This is a genomic window from Acinetobacter sp. Z1 (assembly GCF_024296945.1).
Classification (GTDB): domain Bacteria; phylum Pseudomonadota; class Gammaproteobacteria; order Pseudomonadales; family Moraxellaceae; genus Acinetobacter; species Acinetobacter beijerinckii.
This window is the reverse complement of record NZ_CP101115.1, coordinates 3,232,416-3,254,127: the sequence shown is the minus strand read 5'-3', so window position 1 is coordinate 3,254,127 and position 21,712 is coordinate 3,232,416. Positions and strand designations below refer to the sequence as shown.

General features: G+C 40.1%; 16 protein-coding genes and 1 pseudogene. 13 read left to right on the top strand and 4 right to left on the bottom strand.

Annotation, left to right across the window (positions count from 1 at the left end):
- Positions 1 to 15 precede the first annotated feature (15 nt).
- The 8 genes from rplK (at position 16) to NGC85_RS15335 (ending at position 12,144) form a co-directional block, all read left to right on the top strand.
- Positions 16 to 444 carry a 50S ribosomal protein L11 gene (gene rplK, locus NGC85_RS15370; protein WP_004637639.1) on the top strand — a complete coding sequence of 143 codons (429 nt, stop codon included), beginning with the start codon at positions 16 to 18 and terminating at the stop codon, positions 442 to 444.
- Positions 445 to 447: 3 nt separating this feature from the next.
- Positions 448 to 1,143, top strand: coding sequence for a 50S ribosomal protein L1 (gene rplA / locus NGC85_RS15365; protein WP_005050898.1), 696 nt, complete (start codon positions 448 to 450; stop codon positions 1,141 to 1,143).
- Between the two features lie 251 nt (positions 1,144 to 1,394).
- Entirely contained in the window at positions 1,395 to 1,901 is a 507-nt protein-coding gene (rplJ, locus tag NGC85_RS15360; protein WP_005050900.1) for a 50S ribosomal protein L10, read from the top strand.
- Positions 1,902 to 1,949: 48 nt separating this feature from the next.
- Complete coding sequence (rplL, locus tag NGC85_RS15355; protein ID WP_005050901.1) at positions 1,950 to 2,315, top strand: 50S ribosomal protein L7/L12; 366 nt, start codon at positions 1,950 to 1,952, stop codon at positions 2,313 to 2,315.
- Positions 2,316 to 2,623: 308 nt separating this feature from the next.
- Positions 2,624 to 6,712, top strand: a complete 4,089-nt coding sequence (gene rpoB / locus NGC85_RS15350; protein WP_005050903.1) for a DNA-directed RNA polymerase subunit beta — start codon at positions 2,624 to 2,626, stop codon at positions 6,710 to 6,712.
- Positions 6,713 to 6,854: 142 nt separating this feature from the next.
- Entirely contained in the window at positions 6,855 to 11,048 is a 4,194-nt protein-coding gene (rpoC, locus tag NGC85_RS15345; RefSeq protein WP_005050905.1) for a DNA-directed RNA polymerase subunit beta', read from the top strand.
- Positions 11,049 to 11,210: 162 nt separating this feature from the next.
- Positions 11,211 to 11,576: a hypothetical protein gene (locus NGC85_RS15340; RefSeq protein WP_005050907.1), complete on the top strand. Its 366-nt coding sequence runs from the start codon at positions 11,211 to 11,213 to the stop codon at positions 11,574 to 11,576.
- 211 nt (positions 11,577 to 11,787) lie between these two features.
- The gene (locus NGC85_RS15335; protein WP_254732237.1) at positions 11,788 to 12,144 is read left to right on the top strand and encodes a YMGG-like glycine zipper-containing protein; all 357 of its coding nucleotides are present in this window, start codon (positions 11,788 to 11,790) and stop codon (positions 12,142 to 12,144) included.
- Positions 12,145 to 12,209: 65 nt separating this feature from the next.
- Here NGC85_RS15335 and NGC85_RS15330 read toward each other — a convergent pair whose 3' ends face one another.
- A complete protein-coding gene (locus NGC85_RS15330; RefSeq protein ID WP_254732235.1) occupies positions 12,210 to 12,719 on the bottom strand; it encodes a DUF4442 domain-containing protein in 510 nt (169 codons plus the stop codon).
- Positions 12,720 to 12,811: 92 nt separating this feature from the next.
- On the opposite strand from NGC85_RS15330, the gene NGC85_RS15325 reads away from it, so the two are divergent.
- The 5 genes from NGC85_RS15325 (at position 12,812) to htpG (ending at position 18,680) form a co-directional block, all read left to right on the top strand.
- Complete coding sequence (locus NGC85_RS15325; protein ID WP_254732233.1) at positions 12,812 to 13,684, top strand: alpha/beta fold hydrolase; 873 nt, start codon at positions 12,812 to 12,814, stop codon at positions 13,682 to 13,684.
- 76 nt (positions 13,685 to 13,760) lie between these two features.
- Positions 13,761 to 15,125, top strand: coding sequence for a Na+/H+ antiporter family protein (locus NGC85_RS15320; RefSeq protein WP_254732231.1), 1,365 nt, complete (start codon positions 13,761 to 13,763; stop codon positions 15,123 to 15,125).
- 456 nt (positions 15,126 to 15,581) lie between these two features.
- Positions 15,582 to 16,166, top strand: coding sequence for an OmpW family protein (locus NGC85_RS15315; RefSeq protein WP_005061002.1), 585 nt, complete (start codon positions 15,582 to 15,584; stop codon positions 16,164 to 16,166).
- 138 nt (positions 16,167 to 16,304) lie between these two features.
- Positions 16,305 to 16,655, top strand: a complete 351-nt coding sequence (locus NGC85_RS15310; protein WP_005061004.1) for a lysozyme inhibitor LprI family protein — start codon at positions 16,305 to 16,307, stop codon at positions 16,653 to 16,655.
- Positions 16,656 to 16,760: 105 nt separating this feature from the next.
- The gene (gene htpG, locus NGC85_RS15305; RefSeq protein WP_254732230.1) at positions 16,761 to 18,680 is read left to right on the top strand and encodes a molecular chaperone HtpG; all 1,920 of its coding nucleotides are present in this window, start codon (positions 16,761 to 16,763) and stop codon (positions 18,678 to 18,680) included.
- Positions 18,681 to 18,770: 90 nt separating this feature from the next.
- Here htpG and NGC85_RS15300 read toward each other — a convergent pair.
- From NGC85_RS15300 to NGC85_RS15290, 3 genes and pseudogenes are all read right to left on the bottom strand, one after another.
- Positions 18,771 to 18,902 (bottom strand): annotated as a pseudogene (locus tag NGC85_RS15300) (selenocysteine synthase); the annotation flags it as partial.
- 85 nt (positions 18,903 to 18,987) lie between these two features.
- Positions 18,988 to 20,097 (bottom strand): hypothetical protein, encoded by a 1,110-nt coding sequence (locus NGC85_RS15295; RefSeq protein WP_005061007.1) that lies wholly within the window; start codon positions 20,095 to 20,097, stop codon positions 18,988 to 18,990.
- A gap of 171 nt (positions 20,098 to 20,268) precedes the next feature.
- The gene (locus tag NGC85_RS15290) at positions 20,269 to 21,705 is read right to left on the bottom strand and encodes a hypothetical protein (protein WP_254732229.1); all 1,437 of its coding nucleotides are present in this window, start codon (positions 21,703 to 21,705) and stop codon (positions 20,269 to 20,271) included.
- Between the last annotated feature and the right edge of the window lie 7 nt (positions 21,706 to 21,712).

Below are 21,712 nucleotides of genomic sequence, written 5' to 3'. Positions count from 1 at the left end.
CCAGAGGTAATTTCAATGGCTAAGAAGATTGACGGCTATATCAAGCTGCAAGTTCCAGCTGGTAAAGCGAATCCATCTCCACCAATTGGTCCTGCTTTAGGTCAACGTGGTGTAAACATCATGGCATTCTGTAAAGAATTCAATGCTGCTACACAAAAACTTGAAGTTGGTTTACCAATTCCTGTCGTGATCACTGTGTACAACGATAAGTCGTTCACTTTCATCATGAAAACTCCACCTGCATCTATTCTTCTTAAGAAAGCTGCTGGTATTCAAAAGGGTTCTTCTGTACCAAACAAAACTAAAGTTGGTAAGTTGACTCGTGCTCAATTAGAAGAAATCGCGACTACTAAAGAACCAGACTTAACTGGTGCTGATTTAGACGCTCGTGTGCGTACCATTGCTGGTTCTGCACGTTCTATGGGCTTGGAAGTGGAGCTATAAGACATGGCAAAGTTAACTAAACGTCAAAAAGCCATTGCTGCTGCTGTGGAAGCAAACAAAGTTTATACTTTGGAAGAAGCAGTACAAGTTCTTAACAGCCTTCCAGCTGCGAAGTTCAAAGAATCTTTAGATATCTCGGTAAACCTTGGTGTTGACCCGCGTAAATCTGACCAAGTTGTTCGTGGCGCGACTACACTTCCTGCAGGTACTGGTAAAACTGTACGTGTTGCTGTGTTTGCTCAAGGCGCTGCTGCTGAAGCTGCTAAAGCTGAAGGCGCAGACATTGTTGGTTTCGAAGATCTTGCTGAAAGTATTCAAGCTGGTAACTTAGATTTCGACGTGGTTATTGCAGCTCCTGATGCAATGCGCGTTGTTGGTAAGTTGGGTACAATTCTTGGTCCACGTGGCTTAATGCCAAACCCTAAAGTGGGTACAGTGACTCCAGATGTTGCTAACGCAGTTAAAAATGCTAAATCTGGTCAAGCACGTTACCGTGTAGACAAAGCGGGTATTATCCACGCTGCTATCGGTCAACTTGGCTTTAGCGAAGAAGCTGTTCGTCAAAACGTTGAAACTTTAATTGCAGATTTGAAAAAATTGAAGCCTGCAACTTCTAAAGGTGTATACGTTAAAAAGATTACTTTGAGCTCGACTATGGGCCCTGGTTTAATCGTTGACGTAAGCAACGTTTCTAAGTAATTAGAAAGAATTTTGAAGCCTTAGACTTTTTCTTTGAAAAAGTTTAAGCAAACTTTGAATTGATAAATGAATGTTTATCAGCGTCAAAGACCTCAGACGAAGTGATGTCTTTATTGATGATCTTCTTAATTTTCCAGTCTGAGTAGACGCGGTGGTGTGATTTGTTGCTCCTCCGCGTGTAAGTCTGAAAAGACTTGCGAATTGGGAGTGCACTCATATGAGTGCATAGATCACCGTTAGGAGGTTTTACAATGGCTCTTCTTATCGAAGGCAAAAAACAGATTGTTGCAGAAGTAAGTGAAATTGCTTCTACAGCTTTCGCTGCCGTTGTTGCTGACTATCAAGGTTTAACCGTTGAGCAATTAACAGCTCTTCGTGTTGAAGCTCGTAAACTAGGTGTTGCTACACGTGTTGTGCGTAATACTTTAGCTAAACGTGCTCTTCAAGATACGCCATTCGCTATCTTGAATGATGACCTTGTTGGTCCAACAATCTTAGCATTCTCAACTTCTGAAGACGATATGGGTGCAGCTGCACGCTTGTTCGAAGAGTTCGCTAAAACTAACAAAGCATTTGAATTAAAGGCTGCTGCATTTGAAGGCAAACTTTATCAAGGTGCTGATGTTAGCGTAATCGCGAATCTTCCGAACCAAGAAAAAGCGCTTACTATGCTCGCATCTGTTCTTCAAGCTCCTATTTCGAAATTGGGTCGCTTACTTACAGCGCTTCAAGAGAAAAACGAGTCAGAAGCTGCTTAAGCTTAAATCTACTTTCACACCATTCAATATCCATTTGGAGTTACTCTCATGGCTTTAACAAACGAAGAAATCTTAAATGCAGTTGCTGAAAAAACTGTTCTTGAACTTGTTGAATTAATTTCTGCTTTTGAAGAAAAATTCAATGTATCAGCTGCAGCTGTTGCTGTTGCTGCTGGTCCAGCTGCTGCTGTTGCTGAAGAACAATCAGAATTCAACGTTGAGTTGACTTCTTTCGGTGCTAACAAAGTTGCTGTAATTAAAGCAGTTCGTGAAGCTACTGGCCTTGGTCTTAAAGAAGCTAAAGATCTTGTAGAAGGCGCTCCAGCCGTTCTTAAAGAAGCTGTTTCTAAAGAAGAAGGCGAAGAACTTAAGAAGAAGCTTGAAGAAGCTGGTGCTACAGTTACACTTAAGTAATGCTGTAGGGAGTCGATTTTTTGATAATCGGCTCCAAAAAATGGCTGATGGCTCTTGGGTCATCAGCCTTTTTGCGTTACAATAATCGGCTCGTTTTTTGTTAGTTTTGCATTTTTCAATGTGATTTTTATAACAAACGAATAAATATCAAACGCTTACCAATATTTTTTTGCTTATAAAAATATTGTTAAGCGTTTTAATACCACTAAAAATTGCAGCATTTGTAAACAGTGGTGGCCATATCGGCTTGCGTAATTCCTTCTAAGTACGTTCTGCAGGCGACTTAGTTTACTTTCCGAGGACTCCAGATGGCATACTCATATACCGAAAAGAAACGGATTCGTAAGAATTTTGGTAAATTGCCCCACGTAATGGAAGCACCGTACTTACTTTCGATTCAAGTCGATTCGTACCGTACTTTCTTACAAGGTGGCAAAACTCCAAAAAATCGCGAAGATATCGGTCTTCAAGCCGCATTTCGTTCAGTTTTTCCTATTGAAAGTTATTCTGGCAATGCTGCTTTAGAATTTGTTGAGTATAGCCTTGGTAAACCAGAGTTTGACGTGCGCGAGTGTATTTTGCGTGGTTCAACTTATGCGGCACCAATGCGCGTAAAAATTCGTTTGATCATTAAAGATCGCGAAACAAAATCAATTAAAGATGTGCGCGAACAAGAAGTATACATGGGTGAAATGCCACTCATGACCGATAACGGTACCTTTGTTATTAACGGTACTGAGCGTGTAATTGTATCGCAGTTACATCGCTCTCCAGGCGTATTCTTTGATCATGATAAGGGTAAAACCCATTCAAGCGGTAAAGTGTTGTATTCAGCACGTATCATTCCTTATCGTGGTTCATGGTTAGATTTTGAGTTTGATGCTAAAGACCTTGTTTATGTACGTATTGACCGTCGTCGTAAGTTGTTAGCGACCGTTATTTTGCGTGCTTTAGGTTATGCAAATGCGCAGATCTTGAATTTATTCTATGAAAAAGTACCTGTATATCTTGATATGGGTAGTTATCAAATTGACTTAGTACCAGATCGCTTACGTGGTGAGATGGCGCAGTTTGATATCTTGGATAACGATGGCAAAGCAATCGTAGAACAAGGCAAGCGTATTAATGCACGTCATGTACGTCAAATGGAAGCTGCAAACTTAGCTAAGCTTTCTGTGCCTGATGAATATTTGTATGAGCGTATTACAGCTGAAGACATCACTTTGAAAGATGGTGATGTAATTCCTGCAAATACATTGCTTAGCCATGAAGTGATGGTAAAAATCGCTGAAGGTGGTGTTAAGCAGTTCAATATTCTATTTACAAATGATATTGATCGTGGTTCGTTCATTGCAGACAGTTTACGTGCCGATACAACATCGGGTCGTGAAGAAGCATTAGTAGAAATCTACAAAGTAATGCGTCCAGGTGAGCCACCAACAAAAGAAGCAGCTGAAAACTTATTTAATAACTTATTCTTCTCTTCTGAGCGTTATGACCTTTCTCCAGTAGGTCGTATGAAGTTTAACCGTCGTTTGGGTCGTCCTTACGAAGTGGGAACTGATCAAAAGTCACGTGAAGTTGAAGGTGTGTTATCACATGACGATATCATCGATGTATTACGTACATTGGTTGAGATTCGTAATGGTAAGGGTGAAGTGGATGATATCGATCATTTAGGTAACCGTCGTGTACGTTCTGTTGGTGAAATGACAGAAAACCAATTCCGTGTTGGTTTAGTTCGTGTTGAACGTGCTGTTAAAGAGCGTTTAAGCCAAGCTGAAACAGATAACTTGTCTCCACAAGATTTGATCAACGCAAAACCTGTTGCTGCTGCAATCAAAGAATTCTTTGGTTCAAGCCAGTTATCTCAGTTCATGGACCAAAACAACCCATTGTCTGAGATTACACACAAACGTCGTGTATCTGCGCTTGGTCCCGGTGGTTTAACACGTGAACGTGCAGGCTTTGAAGTACGTGACGTACATCAAACTCACTATGGTCGTGTATGTCCAATTGAAACGCCTGAAGGTCCAAACATTGGTTTGATCAACTCGCTTTCAGTTTACGCAAAAGCGAACGACTTTGGTTTCTTGGAAACACCATACCGTAAAGTCGTTGATGGTCGTGTAACTGACGACGTTGAATACTTATCTGCAATTGAAGAAGTGGGTACTGTTATTGCACAGGCCGATTCTGCGGTTGATAAAGATGGTACTTTAACTGAAGAGATGGTTTCTGTACGTCATCAAGGTGACTTCGTTCGTATGTCGCCTGAGCGTGTAACTCATATGGACGTTTCTGCGCAACAGGTTGTATCTGTAGCAGCGTCATTGATTCCATTCCTTGAACACGATGATGCGAACCGTGCATTGATGGGTTCGAACATGCAACGTCAGGCTGTTCCGACGTTACGTGCTGACAAGCCGCTTGTTGGTACAGGTATGGAAGCAAACGTAGCACGCGACTCTGGTGTGTGTGTGATTGCAGATCGTGGTGGTGCGATTGAATATGTAGATGCATCTCGTATCGTGATTCGTGTAAACGAAGATGAAATGATCGCGGGTGAAGCAGGTGTAGATATCTACAACCTGATTAAATATACACGTTCAAACCAAAATACATGTATCAACCAAAATGTCATCGTGAACTTGGGCGACAAAGTTGCTCGTGGTGATATCTTGGCTGACGGTCCATCGACTGACATGGGCGAACTTGCACTTGGTCAAAACATGCGTGTCGCGTTCATGACATGGAACGGTTATAACTACGAAGACTCGATCTTGCTTTCTGAGCGTGTACTTCAAGAAGACCGTTTAACGTCGATTCACATTCAAGAATTGTCATGTGTAGCACGTGATACGAAGTTAGGTGCAGAAGAAATTACTGCTGATATTCCTAACGTCGGTGAAGCTGCACTGTCTAAGTTGGATGAGTCTGGTATTGTTTATATCGGTGCTGAAGTGACTGCGGGTGATATCCTTGTTGGTAAGGTAACGCCTAAAGGTGAAACTCAGTTAACACCAGAAGAAAAACTACTTCGCGCAATCTTTGGTGAAAAAGCGGCTGACGTAAAAGATTCATCTTTACGTGTTCCGTCTGGCACTAAAGGTACCGTGATTGACGTTCAAGTCTTCACACGTGATGGTCTTGAAAAAGACGAACGTGCTCAAGCTATTGAGAAAGCTCAGCTTGATGCATACCGTAAAGATTTGAAAGAAGAATACAAAATCTTCGAAGAAGCAGCACGTGAACGTATTGTTCGTTTGTTGACTGGTCAAGAGTCTAACGGTGGTGGTACTACTAAGCGTGGCGATAAGCTTTCTGTAGATGTATTGTCTGGCTTAGAGTTGGTTGATTTACTTGAAATCCAACCGAATGATGAAGCTATTGCAGAGCGTTTAACTCAAATTCAAGTGTTCTTGAAAGAGAAGAGCTATGAAATTGATGAGAAATTTGCAGAGAAGAAACGCAAACTTTCTACAGGTGATGAATTAACAACAGGTGTTCTGAAAGTTGTTAAGGTTTACTTGGCAGTTAAACGTCGTATCCAGCCTGGTGATAAAATGGCAGGTCGTCACGGTAACAAAGGTGTTGTATCAAACATCTTGCCTGTAGAAGACATGCCACATGATATTCATGGTGTGCCAGTTGATATCGTATTAAACCCATTGGGTGTACCATCTCGTATGAATGTGGGTCAGATTCTTGAAACTCACTTGGGTATGGCAGCTAAGGGTCTTGGCGATAAAATTGAAAAAATGTTGAAAGAACAACGTACAGTGATCGAACTGCGTTCATTCTTAGACAAGATTTATAACAAGGTTGGTGGTGAGCAAGAAGAGCTTGATAGCTTAACTGATGCTGAGATCTTAGCGCTTTCAGGCAACTTGCGTGCTGGTGTTCCATTAGCAACGCCTGTATTTGATGGTGCTGAAGAAAGCCAAATCAAAGATTTACTTGAACTTGCAGACATTTCACGTACTGGTCAAACAGTATTGTTTGATGGTCGTACAGGTGAACAGTTTGACCGTCCTGTAACTGTAGGTTACATGTACATGCTCAAATTGAACCACTTGGTTGATGACAAGATGCATGCGCGTTCAACAGGTTCTTACTCACTTGTGACTCAACAGCCGCTTGGTGGTAAAGCACAATTCGGTGGTCAGCGTTTCGGTGAGATGGAAGTATGGGCACTTGAAGCATACGGTGCAGCATATACGCTCCAAGAAATGCTTACTGTGAAGTCGGATGACGTCGAAGGTCGTACCCGTATCTATAAGAATATTGTAGATGGAAACCATTATATGGATCCAGGTATGCCTGAATCGTTCAACGTATTGACCAAAGAGATCCGTTCTTTAGGTATCAACATTGAACTGAAAAATGGTGACTAAATCCCCCTCGGTCCCCCTTTAAAAAAAGGGGGAAGTTCCCCTCTTTGAAAAGAGGGGCTAGGGGAGATTCCAGAATTTCAGTAAAAACAATATTTGTGACCCAGTTGGGTGAGCGTAGCTCCTCAACACACGGAGAAAAAAATTGAAAGACTTGCTCGATATCATGCGTAAGAAAACGGATTCAGAAGGTCATGCACCCGTTGAATTTGACCGTATCCGTATTGGTCTTGCGTCACCAGAGATGATTAAGTCATGGTCTCACGGTGAAGTTAAAAAGCCTGAAACCATTAACTATCGTACGTTTAAACCTGAACGTGACGGTTTGTTCTGTGCCAAAATCTTTGGTCCAGTAAAAGATTACGAATGCTTGTGTGGTAAATACAAGCGTATGAAATACAAAGGCGTCATTTGCGAAAAATGTGGCGTTGAAGTAACAACTGCAAAAGTTCGTCGTGAGCGTATGGGTCATATTGACCTTGCATCACCAGTTGCACATATTTGGTTCTTAAAATCATTACCGAGCCGTATTGGTTTACTACTTGATATGACATTACGTGATATCGAGCGCGTATTGTATTTCGAATCTTATGTTGTTACTGATCCTGGTATGACTCCGTTTGAAAAGTATCAACTTTTAACAGACGAAGAATACTACAATGCACTTGAAGAACACGGTGATGAATTCACTGCGAAAATGGGTGCAGAAGCGATTCAAGATTTATTGAAAGATATCGATCTTGAAGCTGAAATTGCGCGTTTACGTGAAGAAATTCCACAAACAACCTCTGAGACGAAACTTAAAAAAGCGTCTAAGCGTTTGAAATTGATGGAAGCATTCAAAGATTCGAATAACAAGCCTGAATGGATGGTGATGAATGTACTTCCAGTACTTCCACCAGACTTACGTCCGCTTGTACCACTTGAAGGTGGTCGTTTCGCGACTTCAGACTTAAACGATTTATATCGTCGCGTGATCAACCGTAACAACCGTTTGAAACGCCTTCTTGATCTTGCTGCACCAGACATTATCGTACGTAACGAAAAACGTATGTTACAAGAGTCTGTTGATGCATTGCTTGATAACGGTCGTCGTGGTCGTGCGATTACAGGTTCGAATAAACGTCCATTGAAATCTTTGGCAGACATGATCAAAGGTAAACAAGGTCGTTTCCGTCAAAACTTACTTGGTAAGCGTGTTGACTATTCTGGTCGTTCGGTAATTACCGTAGGTCCTACTTTACGTCTGCATCAATGTGGTCTTCCGAAGAAGATGGCACTTGAATTATTCAAGCCATTTATTTTCGCAAAATTACAAGCTTCAGGTCAGGCAACAACCATTAAAGCTGCGAAGAAAATGGTTGAGCGCGAGACGCCGGAAGTTTGGGACGTTCTAGCTTCTGTAATTCGTCAACATCCAGTCATGTTGAACCGTGCGCCAACGCTTCACCGTTTAGGTCTTCAAGCATTTGAACCTATTCTGATCGAAGGTAAGGCAATCCGTCTTCACCCGCTCGTATGTGCTGCGTTTAACGCCGACTTCGATGGTGACCAAATGGCGGTACACGTTCCATTGACATTGGAAGCACAGTTAGAAGCACGTGCGTTGATGATGTCAACCAACAACATCTTGTCACCTGCAAATGGTGAGCCGATCATCGTTCCTTCTCAGGACGTTGTCTTGGGTCTTTACTACATCACACGTGATGCGGTAAATGCCAAAGGTGAAGGCATGGTGTTTGCTGATACGCATGAAGTTAACCGTGCATTAGCAACGGGTAAAGTTGCGATTCATGCTCGTGTTAAAGTGCGTGTACATCAAACAGTGATTGATGAAAATGGTCATCGTGAACAACAAACGATTATTGTTGATACGACACCGGGTCGTTGCTTGTTGTGGGAAGTTGTTCCACAAGGTTTAAGCTTTGACATGATTAACCTTGAGATGACTAAGAAAAACATCTCTAAGTTAATCAACTCTTGCTATCGTAAACTTGGTTTGAAAGATACTGTTATCTTCGCTGACCAATTGATGTATTTGGGCTTCCGTCAAGCGACGCGTTCAGGTGTATCTGTTGGTATGGAAGATATGTTGATTCCACCGAACAAGTACACAATTATTGATAAAGCTGAAACAGAAGTTCGTGAAATTGAACAACAGTTCGAACAAGGTTTCGTAACTGCTGGTGAGCGCTATAACAAAGTGGTCGATATTTGGGCGCGTACCAATGACCAAGTAGCGAAAGCGATGATGGATAACTTGTCATTCACAACTGTTAAAAACAAACAGGGTGAAGACGAGAAACAGAAGTCATTCAACTCAATTTATATGATGTCTGACTCGGGTGCCCGTGGTAGTGCGGCGCAGATTCGTCAGCTTGCTGGTATGCGTGGTTTGATGGCTAAACCAGATGGCTCGATCATTGAAACGCCAATTAAAGCAAACTTCCGTGAAGGTTTGACAGTACTTCAGTACTTCATCTCAACACATGGTGCACGTAAAGGTTTGGCCGATACTGCATTGAAGACAGCGAACTCAGGTTACTTGACACGTCGTCTAGTAGACGTAGCACAAGATTTAGTTATTACTGAATCCGACTGTGGTACAGCTGGTGGCTTAGTGATGACTCCATTCATTCAAGGCGGTGACGTTATTGAACCATTACGCGATCGCGTATTGGGTCGTGTTACTGCTGAAGATGTACGTCGTGCATCTGATGATGAAGTTGTGCTTCCACGTGGTACATTGATTGACGAGAAAATTGCTGCTCAGCTTGAAGAAGCGGGTGTCGATGAAGTTAAAGTACGTTCAGTGATCGCATGTGAATCTACATTCGGTGTGTGTGCACGTTGTTATGGTCGTGACCTTGCACGTGGTCACTTGGTGAACCCAGGTGAATCTGTCGGTGTAATGGCTGCACAATCAATTGGTGAGCCTGGTACACAGTTAACAATGCGTACCTTCCACGTGGGTGGTGCGGCAAGCCGAACTTCTGCTGCAAATAGTGTTCAAGTACGAAACAAAGGTACTGTACGTTTCCACAACGTGAAAACGGTACAACATGCCAAAGGTCACTTGGTATCAGTTTCACGTTCAGGTGAAATCGGTATTGCGGATGACTTAGGTCGTGAGCGCGAGCGTTATAAACTTCCTTACGGTGCAAGCATCTTGTTAAAAGATGGTGAAGCTGTAGAAGCTGGCGGTATCGTAGCGACTTGGGATCCACATACACATCCACTTGTTACAGAAGTTGCGGGTAAAGCACGTTTCAGCCAAATCGCTGATGGTGTAACTGCAACCTCTAAAACAGATGATGCTACAGGTATGACCACTGTTGAAATCTTACCAGTAACAGCACGTCCTGCTTCTGGTAAAGATTTACGTCCTGCGATTGTGTTGGATACAACAGATGGCGGCGAACAATTCTACTTCTTACCACAAAACACGATTGTAACCGTTCGCGATGGCGCAACGATTGGTGTGGGTGATGTACTTGGTCGTGTACCACAAGAAACTTCACGTACCCGTGATATTACCGGTGGTCTTCCACGCGTAGCTGACTTGTTTGAAGCGCGTAAACCGAAAGAACATGCGATTCTTGCAGAAGTATCGGGTGTTGTAAGCTTCGGTAAAGAGACTAAAGGTAAGAACCGTTTAGTGATTACACCAGATGATGGTTCTGAGATCTACGAAGAATTGATTCCAAAATGGCGTACAATCAATGTGTTCGAAGGCGAGCATGTGAACCGTGGTGAAACCATTTCTGATGGTCCACAAAACCCACATGATATCTTGCGTTTGAAAGGTGAAGTTGCATTAACCAACTACATCGTGAATGAAGTTCAAGACGTTTACCGCCTCCAAGGTGTAAAAATCAACGATAAGCACATTGAAGTTGTTGTACGTCAAATGTTGCGTAAAGTTGATATTACTGATGGCGGTGATACAAGCTTCATCAAAGGCGAGCAAGTGGATTACATCCGTGTTGTTGGTGAAAACCAAGCTGTCTTGGCTCAGAACAAGTTCCCTGCGAAGTTTGAACGTCAATTGATGGGTATCACGAAAGCATCGCTTTCTACAGACTCGTTCATCTCTGCTGCATCGTTCCAGGAAACCACACGTGTGTTAACTGAAGCGGCTGTAACAGGTAAAGAAGATGATTTACGTGGTTTGAAAGAGAACGTTGTTGTGGGTCGTTTGATCCCAGCGGGTACAGGTCTTGCTTATCACCTAGAGCGTCGTCGTCAGGAATCTGAAGCGGCAGAAATTGAACTACATAACGATTTCAGTGATGTTGACCAAGCATTTAGTCAAGCATTGAACTCAGATCAGTTCTAAGTTTTAATGAATAAAAAAGGCACCTTAGGGTGCCTTTTTTGTGGAAATAAGAAGCAAATGTTACAAAAACGCATTATAGCATTAGTATTTGATTACTGAATCAAAGTAAACAGTTCATGAAAGCAGTCTATGCTACCCACATCTGAGAGAGGAGTAATTCCAATGAAAAAAATGATGATGATTGCTGGTGTAGGTTTGATGTCCACCACCTTATTTGTGGGTTGCCAACATGCGAGTCCAGAAAGTAAACGTATCGGTTCTGCTGCGATTGGTGGTGGTGCGGGTGGTGCTGTCGGTAAAAGTGTCGGTGGTAATCTAGGTGCTGGCTTAGGTGCAGCACTTGGAGCAGGTGTTGCTGCTAATGCGAAAGGTGCAAATAGCAAAAACACGCGTAATAGTGCGATCGGAGCAGGTGTTGGAGCTTGGCTTGGTGGTGCTGTACTCGGTGGTGAAGCAGGTGCTGCAACAGGTGGAGCACTGGGTGGTAGTGCAGGTGCTGCATATGGCGAGAAAAAAGGTAAATACTAAAAAATAAGCTGAGCCTTATTTAAAAATCAAAAAGAAGCTCTCATCTAAATGAGAGCTTCTTTTTTCATTTTGATGATTTAATTTGATGATGATAAAAATGTGAAGCCTTTACAAAATATCAAACGATTAGGACATTGCGATAACACAATATGATCAAAATACTCATCAAAGAAGATTATGCTTTAATTAGAAAAACAGGAGTGAGATGATTATGAAAAATACAATAGGTATAGTTTCTACTTTAGTGCTATCGGCGGTTATGTTCACTGGTTGCCAAAATATGAGTGCATCTGACCAACGAATTGGTGCAGCAGCGCTTGGTGGTGCTGTCGGTGGTGGTATAGGCAATCATGTCGGTGGTGGTCTTGGTGCTGGTGTCGGTGCAGCGGCAGGTGCTGGTGTCGGTGCAAATGCCAAAGGTGGTAGTAGCAGTTCTACAACAAGTAGTGCGATTGGTGCAGGTATTGGTTCTGTGATCGGTAAATCAATTTTTGGTGGTAATTCTGGCGCAGCAATTGGTGGTGCAATCGGTGGTGGCGCTGGTGCTGCGATTCAAGAAAAGAAATAGTAAGTCTTGAAATTTTAATCAATAAGCCTGCATTTTTGCGGGCTTATGTTTTTTTAATTACACCATCAAGAAACAGTGGCTTTGGGTTTTTTTCGACGGATATATAATACTTTTTCAACTTCCGCGATACGTGTGCCCGTATCATCCACAATATTGAGCGTGTAATGGCGAAAAACAGGCTCATGATTCTCAGCCAATTTTTTAATTTCCATTATTTCACTGGCACTGAGTTGGATGTCTGCATAGACGGTATTACGACCAGGGGAGAGGAAGTTAATAGACGCACTTTTATCCCAAATAATATATTTATGACCTAAGTGGTGCATTAAAAGAAGCATATAAAAGGGATCAACCATTGAATATAAACTGCCACCAAAATGGGTGCCGACGATATTTCTATTTTTTCTTGTAAGCGGCATTTTGATTCGAATATGGTAGTTGTCTAAATCAAATGTCTCAATCGAAATACCTGCTCCACGGTATGGAGAGTAGTGATTGATCATAAATTTAGATATCGCTGGAATGGTTCGAATTTTTTTGAAAAAGTCTTTCATGGTCAATTTTTTTTCTTGCAACTCTATTCATACTCCATAAGTATCATTTTTAGTGCACCGCTGGCAATGGTTGATTTATAACCTCATCGCTTAAAACAAAATGGGAAAGAATTATGCAAGCACAAGTAAAAACAGTTACGACTTCTGACCAACAAACTCTATGTGTAAAAACATGGGGAGATGAAAAGAAAACGCCTTTGGTCTTAGTGCATGGCTATCCTGATAATCAGGAAGTATGGGAACCCATCATTGAACGATTAGTCGATGACTATTATGTTGTGACTTATGATGTACGTGGTGCAGGTCTATCATCGATTCCAAAACGTATTAAAGATTATCGTTTGCCACGTTTATCGTTAGATTTACAGGAAGTTGTTGATCAAGTACTACCGAATCGTAATTTTCATATGGCAGCACATGATTGGGGATCATTACAGTCATGGGAATCAGTGACCGAGCCAAAACTTAAAGGTCGCTTATTATCTTATACGACCATTTCAGGTCCTTGCTTAGATCATGCTTCATTATATTTACGCGAAAAATTTAAAGCAGCACCAAGTAATGTCCTAAAGATGTTGACTAAATCTTGGTACATCGGTGCGTTCCATTTACCTTTGATCGCACCAACGGTGTGGACGTTTTTTAGCCCAGAAAAATGGGGTAAAATTTTAAATGGCTTAGAGAAAAAGAAAGATTTACCTCTAAATGCCAATATTGTAGCGGATGGTAAGTATGGTATTAACTTATATCGCGCGAACTTTATTCCATCTCTTACCCAACCACGTCAACGTTATGCACAATGCCCTGTTCAAGCAATTGTGTTAAAAAGAGATGCGTTTGTAAGCCCAGAATATATCACTGAATCAATGCCAAAATGGGTTGAAAAATTTGAATATACTGAGCTTGATGCGAATCATTGGGCGGTACTGAGCCAGCCAGAAAAAATTGCTGATTATATTCGCCAATTTATCGTGAAAAATGCATAAATAAAAATCAACTGACAGCAATCGTAGAATTTAAACTCTGTTAGAATGGCGCCCTCGTTTCATTTAGTTCAAAGTTATGTTCGCGATTCTTGCAGCGGTTGCTGTCATGTTCGGCCTTTCCTTGGGGCGAGTTCCAGTTGTTTTTGCACTTGTAATTGGAGCTTTAACGGGAGGTTTGTTGGCTGGCCTAGGGGTACAAGGTACTTTAGATGCATTTAATAATGGTCTAGGAGGCGGTGCTCAAATTGCACTTGCTTATGGGGTACTCGGTGCTTTTGCTTTGGCGCTTGCTCGTTCTGGCTTACCTGATTTACTCGCTTATAAATTAGTTAAAAGTCTAAAAAATGATGCAGATGTTTGTGCTCAGAAAAAGGTGAAATTTCTCATTTTTCTCACCGTTGGTGCGGCTGCAGTGGCATCACAAAATGTCATTCCAGTGCACATTGCATTCATTCCAGTTTTAATCCCACCGTTATTAACTGTTTTTAACCATCTGCGCTTAGACCGTAGAGCGATTGCATGTGTGCTGACTTTCGGCTTAGTTGCAACGTATATGTTCCTGCCAATGGGGTTTGGTGCTATCTTCTTGAATGATATTTTGGCGCACAATATTAATCATTTTGGTCAAAGCTATGGCTTCCATATCAGCAATGACCAAATTCCGTGTGCAATGTTGATTCCTGTATCAGGGATGTTCTTGGGGATGTTAACAGCGGTTTTTATCAGTTATCGTAAACCTAGAGATTACCAAGACAAAGCATTACATAATGTAACTCGTAGTATTGTGGGTGAAATGACCCAAGAACAACAAGCACCACAGATTGCAAAGTTCACATTATTCATGGCCGCATTTGCGATTCTTGCAACGATTGTCGTGCAACTCTATTCAGATTCAATGATTGTCGCTGGCTTAGTCGGTGTAGCAATCCTCAGTTGTGCTGGAATCTTCAAGTGGAAAGAAGCCGATGATGTGATTGTGACAGGTATGCGTATGATGGCACTGGTAGGTTTTACCATGATTGCTGCACAAGGTTTTGCTGCGGTCATTGAAGCAACCAATCAAGTTCCTGAGCTTGTCAAAGCAACAGCAGGTTGGATTGGGGATAGTAAAGCCTTAGCGGCATTTGTCATGCTTTTGGTCGGTCTGTTGATCACGCTTGGTATCGGTTCTTCATTTTCTACTGTACCCATCTTAGCCATTATGTATGTGCCATTATGTTTACAGTTTGGTTTTAGTCCAATGGCAACGATTGCAATCATTGGTACTGCTGCTGCATTAGGTGATGCAGGCTCTCCAGCTTCAGATTCAACACTTGGACCAACATCGGGTTTGAATATGGATGGTCAACATGATCATATGAGAGATAGTGTTGTACCGACCTTTTTGCATTTCAATATACCTTTGATCATTTTTGGCTGGATTGCTGCGATGATTTTATAAAAAATTAAAACTCTATTTAGGCTCTATTTATAGAGCCTTTTTATTGTTTGAGAAATACATCACAGAAAAATTTTTTTTAATAATACAGATATCAAAATAATAATATGTGTTATGACATTTTTTGTCTCTTTATTGATCTATTTGTATAATGCTGTCATTTTATTATTTTCAGATTATTTATATTTTTAAGTTATTTTAAAGTGTATTATTTAAAATAACTTTACTATTTTGATTGGATATTTAAAGTATACAAAAAAGCTAGGTTTTATAGTGACTTAAATTGACTAAATTTGTCGGAATTATAATTTTTTACATATTTTTACAAATATAATTTTATATTATTCAGTGTTTTATAAATATAAATAAAATAGTCGGATTTAATCTGTATTGCATAATGTAAAAAATAATGTCTATTATTATGTACAAGATAGATAATTTGTTAAAGAGGTTGTTTGAATGTTAAAAAAAATATTAGTTGTTGCATTATTGGGGTTATCTTCAACGGCTTTTGCAGGCGGATTTCAAGTCAAGGTCGGTGCGAGCTTAATTGATCCAACGGCAGATACAACTCTAAAAGCAGATGCGGTAGTTAAAGGTGATTATGAATTTGCATTTACACCTTCGGTTGAATATTTCTTTGGAGATACTCCATTTTCAGCTGAAATTTTACTAGCAAATCCAATTAATCATGATGTGTTATTGAATGGTGAAAAAGTGGCGAGTGTTCGCCAGTTGCCACCAACCATTACAGCAAAATATAACTTTAAAAACGCAAGTCGTTTTACACCATATATTGGCGTTGGTGGTACAGCTTTTATTGCATGGCACGAAAAGGGCGTTGCTGATGACGTAAAAAATGCCTATGGATTTGCAGGCCAATTGGGTTTTAACTTCCAACCAGCAGATGCGAAAAACTGGGGTGTATACATGGACGTCCGTTATGCAGACATCAGCCCTGAAGTGAAGTTAATTGATGGGACTAAATTTGATTTAGATCTTAACCCAGTAGTTTATACCTTGGGTTATAGCTATAAGTTCTAAATTATATCCTAGTAAAAACCTCACTTAATGTGAGGTTTTTTTATTTCTCAGATTTTCAATTTCAATATAAAAAGCTACAAGTTGTAAGCATCGGATTTTGTATTCTCAAAATAAGGTCATTGTTTTAGGAAGCAAAAAGTGAAAATTGTTATAGCACCAATATTATTGCTTATGTCTTTATTGATGTTTTCTCAAACGCACGCTGCTAGTTTTTCCTGTAAAGCCGTTAAATTAAAAACAGAGCAACAGATTTGTAATACTCGTGAACTTAATGATGCTGATGTCAAGCTTGCAACAACATACCAAATTATTTTACATGCTTTACCAATGGGCGGCCGAGATGCGGAGAAAGATCGACAGTTTGCATGGTTAAAACAGCGTAATAGCTGTGGAGCAAAGAACAGTTGTATTAAAACCGCGTATCTACAGCGCCAACAGCAGCTTGATCAACTATTACAAGAGCGTGTTTTAAGCAATGGACCATTCTAATTTGATTTTTAATTGAAATAATCGTTTTTTAGGATTGAAAAATCCAAGATATGCACCATTCATAAATCATTCCAAAGATTAAGCCTCACAGATAAGGAGTGATTTATGAGTGAACAAGTTGCACAAAATTATAGTTTCCAAGCTGAAGTTGCTCAGTTATTGCATTTGGTAACGCATTCTCTTTATTCCAACCCAGAAATTTTCCTGCGTGAGTTGGTTTCTAATGCATCTGATGCGTGTGATAAATTGCGTTTCGAAGGGATTAATCATCCTGATTATTATGAAAATGATCCCAATTTACGTGTGCGTGTCAGTTTAGATAAAGACAATAAAACACTCACGATTTCGGACAATGGTATTGGTTTAAGCCAGCAAGAGGCGATTGAAAATCTAGGTACGATTGCAAAATCAGGTACCAAAGATTTTATGTCAAAATTAAGCGGTGATCAGAAAGCTGATGCGCAATTGATTGGTCAGTTTGGTGTTGGTTTTTATTCAGGCTTCATTGTTGCTGATAAAATTACTGTTGAATCACGCCGTGCAGGTTTAGATCACGCGGAAGGTGTGCGCTGGATTAGTGGCGGCACGGGTGAGTTTGAAGTCCAAACAATTGAGAAAGAAAGTCGTGGTACGGATATCATTTTGCATTTACGTGATGATGCACTCGAATATTTAGAGTCTTGGAAAGTTAAGCAGATCATTAATAAGTATTCAGATCACATCAGTTTGCCAATTGAAATGCAAAAAGAAGTATGGCAGGAGGAAGAGGTCGCTGAGGGTGAAGAGCCTAAAGGCGGTCAAATGGTCAAGACGGATGAATGGGAAGCGATTAACTCTGCAAGTGCATTATGGACACGCAGTAAAAATGAAATTACTGATGAGCAATATATTGAGTTCTACAAAAACTTAAGTCACGATTTTGCAGAACCTTTGGCATGGGCGCATAACCGTGTAGAAGGCAGTACTGAATATACCCAATTATTGTATATTCCGAGCCAAGCCAAACAGGATCTTTTCACTCGCGAAGCGAAAGCTGGCATCAAGTTGTATGTAAAACGTGTATTTATCTTAGATGAAGCGGATAATTTAATTCCAAATTATTTACGCTTTGTACAAGGTGTCGTTGATAGTGCTGATTTGCCACTGAACGTCAGCCGTGAATTATTGCAAGAAAGCCGTGATGTAAAAACCATTCGTGAAGGTAATGCACGTCGCGTGTTGACATTGATTGATGGTTTAGCGAAATCGGAAGATGAAAAAGACCAAGAGAAATTCAAGAATTTCTATACCGAGTTTGGCTCAGTGTTGAAAGAAGGTCTAGGTGAAGACACGGGTAATCGTGAGCGTATCCTCAAATTATTGCGTTATGCGACTTCAACTAGCGATGAAATCAATACTTCTTTTGCAGACTATAAAGCACGCATGAAAGAAGGGCAGAAAGCGATTTATTACGTAACTGCGGATAGCTTAACTGCTGCAAAAAATTCACCACAGCTAGAACTGTTTAAGAAAAAGGGCATTGAAGTTTTACTCATGGCAGATCGTGTCGATGAGTGGGCAATGAACTTTGTATTTGAGTTTGATGGCACACCATTACAAAATGTCTCAAAAGGTGCGGTTGATCTAGGCGACTTACAGGATGCTGAAGAGAAAAAAGCTTTAGAGCAAGCAGCAGAACAATTTAAGCCCGTTGTTGATCGTTTAAGTAGTTCATTAAAAGATAAAACTAAAGAAGTACGTGTGACTACACGTTTGGTTGATTCACCAGCATGTTTAGTGACCAGTGAAGGTGAGCTTTCTCCGCAACTCATTCGTATGTTGAAACAAGCAGGACAAGCAGTTCCTGAGATTAAACCAACTTTAGAAATTAATCCTGAACATCCATTGGTGAAAAAATTAGAGAACTCAGCTCAGTTCGATGATTTGGCCAATGTGATTTTTGATCAGGCGGTGATTGCTGAAGGTGGATTACCAGAAGATCCTGCGGCCTATGTGAAACGTATCAATAGCTTATTATTGAAATAAGTGCTTTGATAAAAAACCTCTGTTTCGGCGGAGGTTTTTTTATGCGTATGGATAAGTTTCAACTTATCCACAGTTGTGCTGCTATTTTCATCAGAAGTGCGCTTCAAAGCTCATCTGATAGCTGAAATGATTGTCTTGTTTATCCGCAGGAATATTTAAATAATTTAGATCATTTTGCATATACAGTGAGTTACGCAAAATTGATCATTTCCAAGAGACATAAGATTCTGATTAATTTAATCCTAAGTCACTTTTTTTAAATGCCCAACTGAGTACTCAATAGGGCATGTATTGTAATCATCTATAATTAGAATAAGGTTTCAAGTCGAACGAAGGTACTCACAAAGTGATTACGATCAGCGCGGTGGTCGTTGAGATAACTCACATCACCTTGTACATAGAACCATTCACGCCAAAGTGGTTGACGCCATGATACAAATGGACCCCAGCTATTTAAGCGTAAATCATTGTTGTTATAATAACCGCCTGTGTAAATCCCATAATTAAAGTTGTTATGTGCAAAGAATTGATGCTGACGGAATATTCGATTATCCCACCATAGATCATCATCTTGCTTATCTGCATAAGTTAAAGTGAATTGATTTGATAAAAAAGGTTGATTTGGTCGAGCATGAATCAACTCTAATTTCGTGCGGAGATAATTTTCACTTTTACTGCCATAACGATAGATTTGTTCAGCGTTAAAATGAAAATCGTTATCTAATTCCCAGTGCTTTTCACCTTTTAAACGAAGATAAACATCATCTCCTGAACGTAGACCTATATCTGCATCTGTTTCAAAGGGAATTTTTTTAGAAAAATTTGACCAACGTAGCGCGATCGAACCATTACTGTCACGTGTTTGTTTAGAATCAAATCGTTTATCAGGATCTTGATTCGGTTGGTTATTGGTATTAGTAATATTGTTATCAAACTCATCATCCAAAGAGTCATCACCAAACACCACACTTAGTTTTTTTTCTAATGTTGGAAGTTTAATTTTACCGCGAATACGAGGTTTAACTTCGTACTGATCATATTCATTCCAATAGTTATCCAGCATAAAGCGAATCGTAGCATTTGCAGGTTTTTCAGGATCAACATCACCAAACCAATCATCAATTTTGACAGAAGTTTTGTCAGCCCAATTGCGAATATCACGTTGTTTGCGATCAAGCCAAGTTTTGTCTTCAGTTTCAGATGTCGGTGGAACAATCGGGTAGTTAGCCTGTTCAGGGAGTATTGTTGGCGTTGCATCCACCAACTTTGGAACATAGTCTAAAAAATCCTCGCTATTTTTGCTATTAGGCTCATGCGTTTGCTGCTCAGTAGCATGTGTCAGTGTCGCCGTACCTAAAGAAAGTGCAATTAAGCTATAAAATATACGAATTGATACCGTTGGTTGCAAAATATTCATGATTCAAACTTTTATGTTGTTCTTCGTTTAACTTTTGATTATTTCATTAATAAAATCAATAGATAGACACAAAAAGCTGCAAAACAGAATGATATTGTTGTTCTGAAATTAAATAAACCATCAACTACTCATCAAGTAGTGATGACTTATGGTATTCGTAGATTTAATTATTTATGTAACGTCAGCGGCTTCTAATGCTTGATATAAGTCGTGTACTGAAATGGGTTGTGGTAGACGACTAATCACTTGGCGAATCAGTTGCCATGTATAACCATCCGCACGATCAAGTAATAAATAAGGATAAGCTTGATCCTCATTTGAAAGTTTAATACGTTCAGCCCCATGTATCACACGAATTTTCTGATGCTCTTTCAATAAAATGACTGGGGTCAAAAAAGTTGCAGTGGTTTCATCAAAAGGAATAAATTTTTTGGTGTTAATGAAAGACACGGGAATATAAGGATATGCTCGTTCATCACGCTGCCAAACTAGATTACCGTTCATGATGCATTCATTAAATAGTAGCTCATGTTGATGGTAATGTTGTTTGAATGTGACCCAATCAGTTTGATGAATTGAACTGGTTTTAGTATGTCTTTGATCGGTGTACGTTTGGAAAACAGTAGTCGCATATTCAATACTATGAGTACCAATCAAGACGACATAATGAGAAAATTGCCCTTGGGCATAGAGCTGTTCCGCCACAAAAATTTGTGCTTTTGACCAAACTGGTTGTACATCATTTTCAGCTTTTAAATAGAGCCAATCAATTTTGATATTTTGATCAATTTCGTCATGTAAATCTACACGATACAACGATGGAAAGGTTTTTGGATCGATGCGTTCCAACCGACAAACTAAGCCATCTAAATTAAAATCTTTCAGTGCAACAGGCTTGGCTTTATTATTTAAATTTGCAATAGACTGATTTTGTCTAAAACTTGATTTTGCACGTAAATTGGTTTGTGATTCCAGTGGTTTTGCAGTTGTCACGGGTTGAATTTTTTCTTCGATGATGGCCTGAAGCTGCGATTCAAAATGGATACTTTGTTCTCTGATAATCGATATTGTATCTTTTGCTGGTGTTTGATTGGAATTCACAGCTGCATCAGCGGTTGGTGTTTGAATAGGTTCAAGTACAGGAATAAGACTTTTCAGCTCTTCATCCGTTTTGACATAACTTTGACCAGTATTTTTTAACCAATCTAATGCTTGCTCAGTTGAAGTAAACCAAGGGCTTTTCAGAAAAGATAATGATGGACGAATAACCCATATCTGCCAATGTTGAGCTTGACGTAATGCTGCCCAACCCATTTCACCAGAAGCAAATAACGTATTTTCAACACGCCCCATAAAATTAAATGTGCCGCGATAGGTCATACTAAAACCAAATTTCTCTAATTCTTCCGCAGAAAACTCTTCTTGTTGAATAAATTTTTTGAAAGGCGTGAGTTGATCTTGAAAAGTAGGATCATCACAAGATGCACAAATATCCTTAATTCGCTGTTTCGATTTTGCGATTTCAAACAGTGATGTTTTATCATTATTAAGCCCAACAACGAGATGCTTGAGCTCATCAACCAATAATGCTTTCTCTAATACGTCCATTGATAGT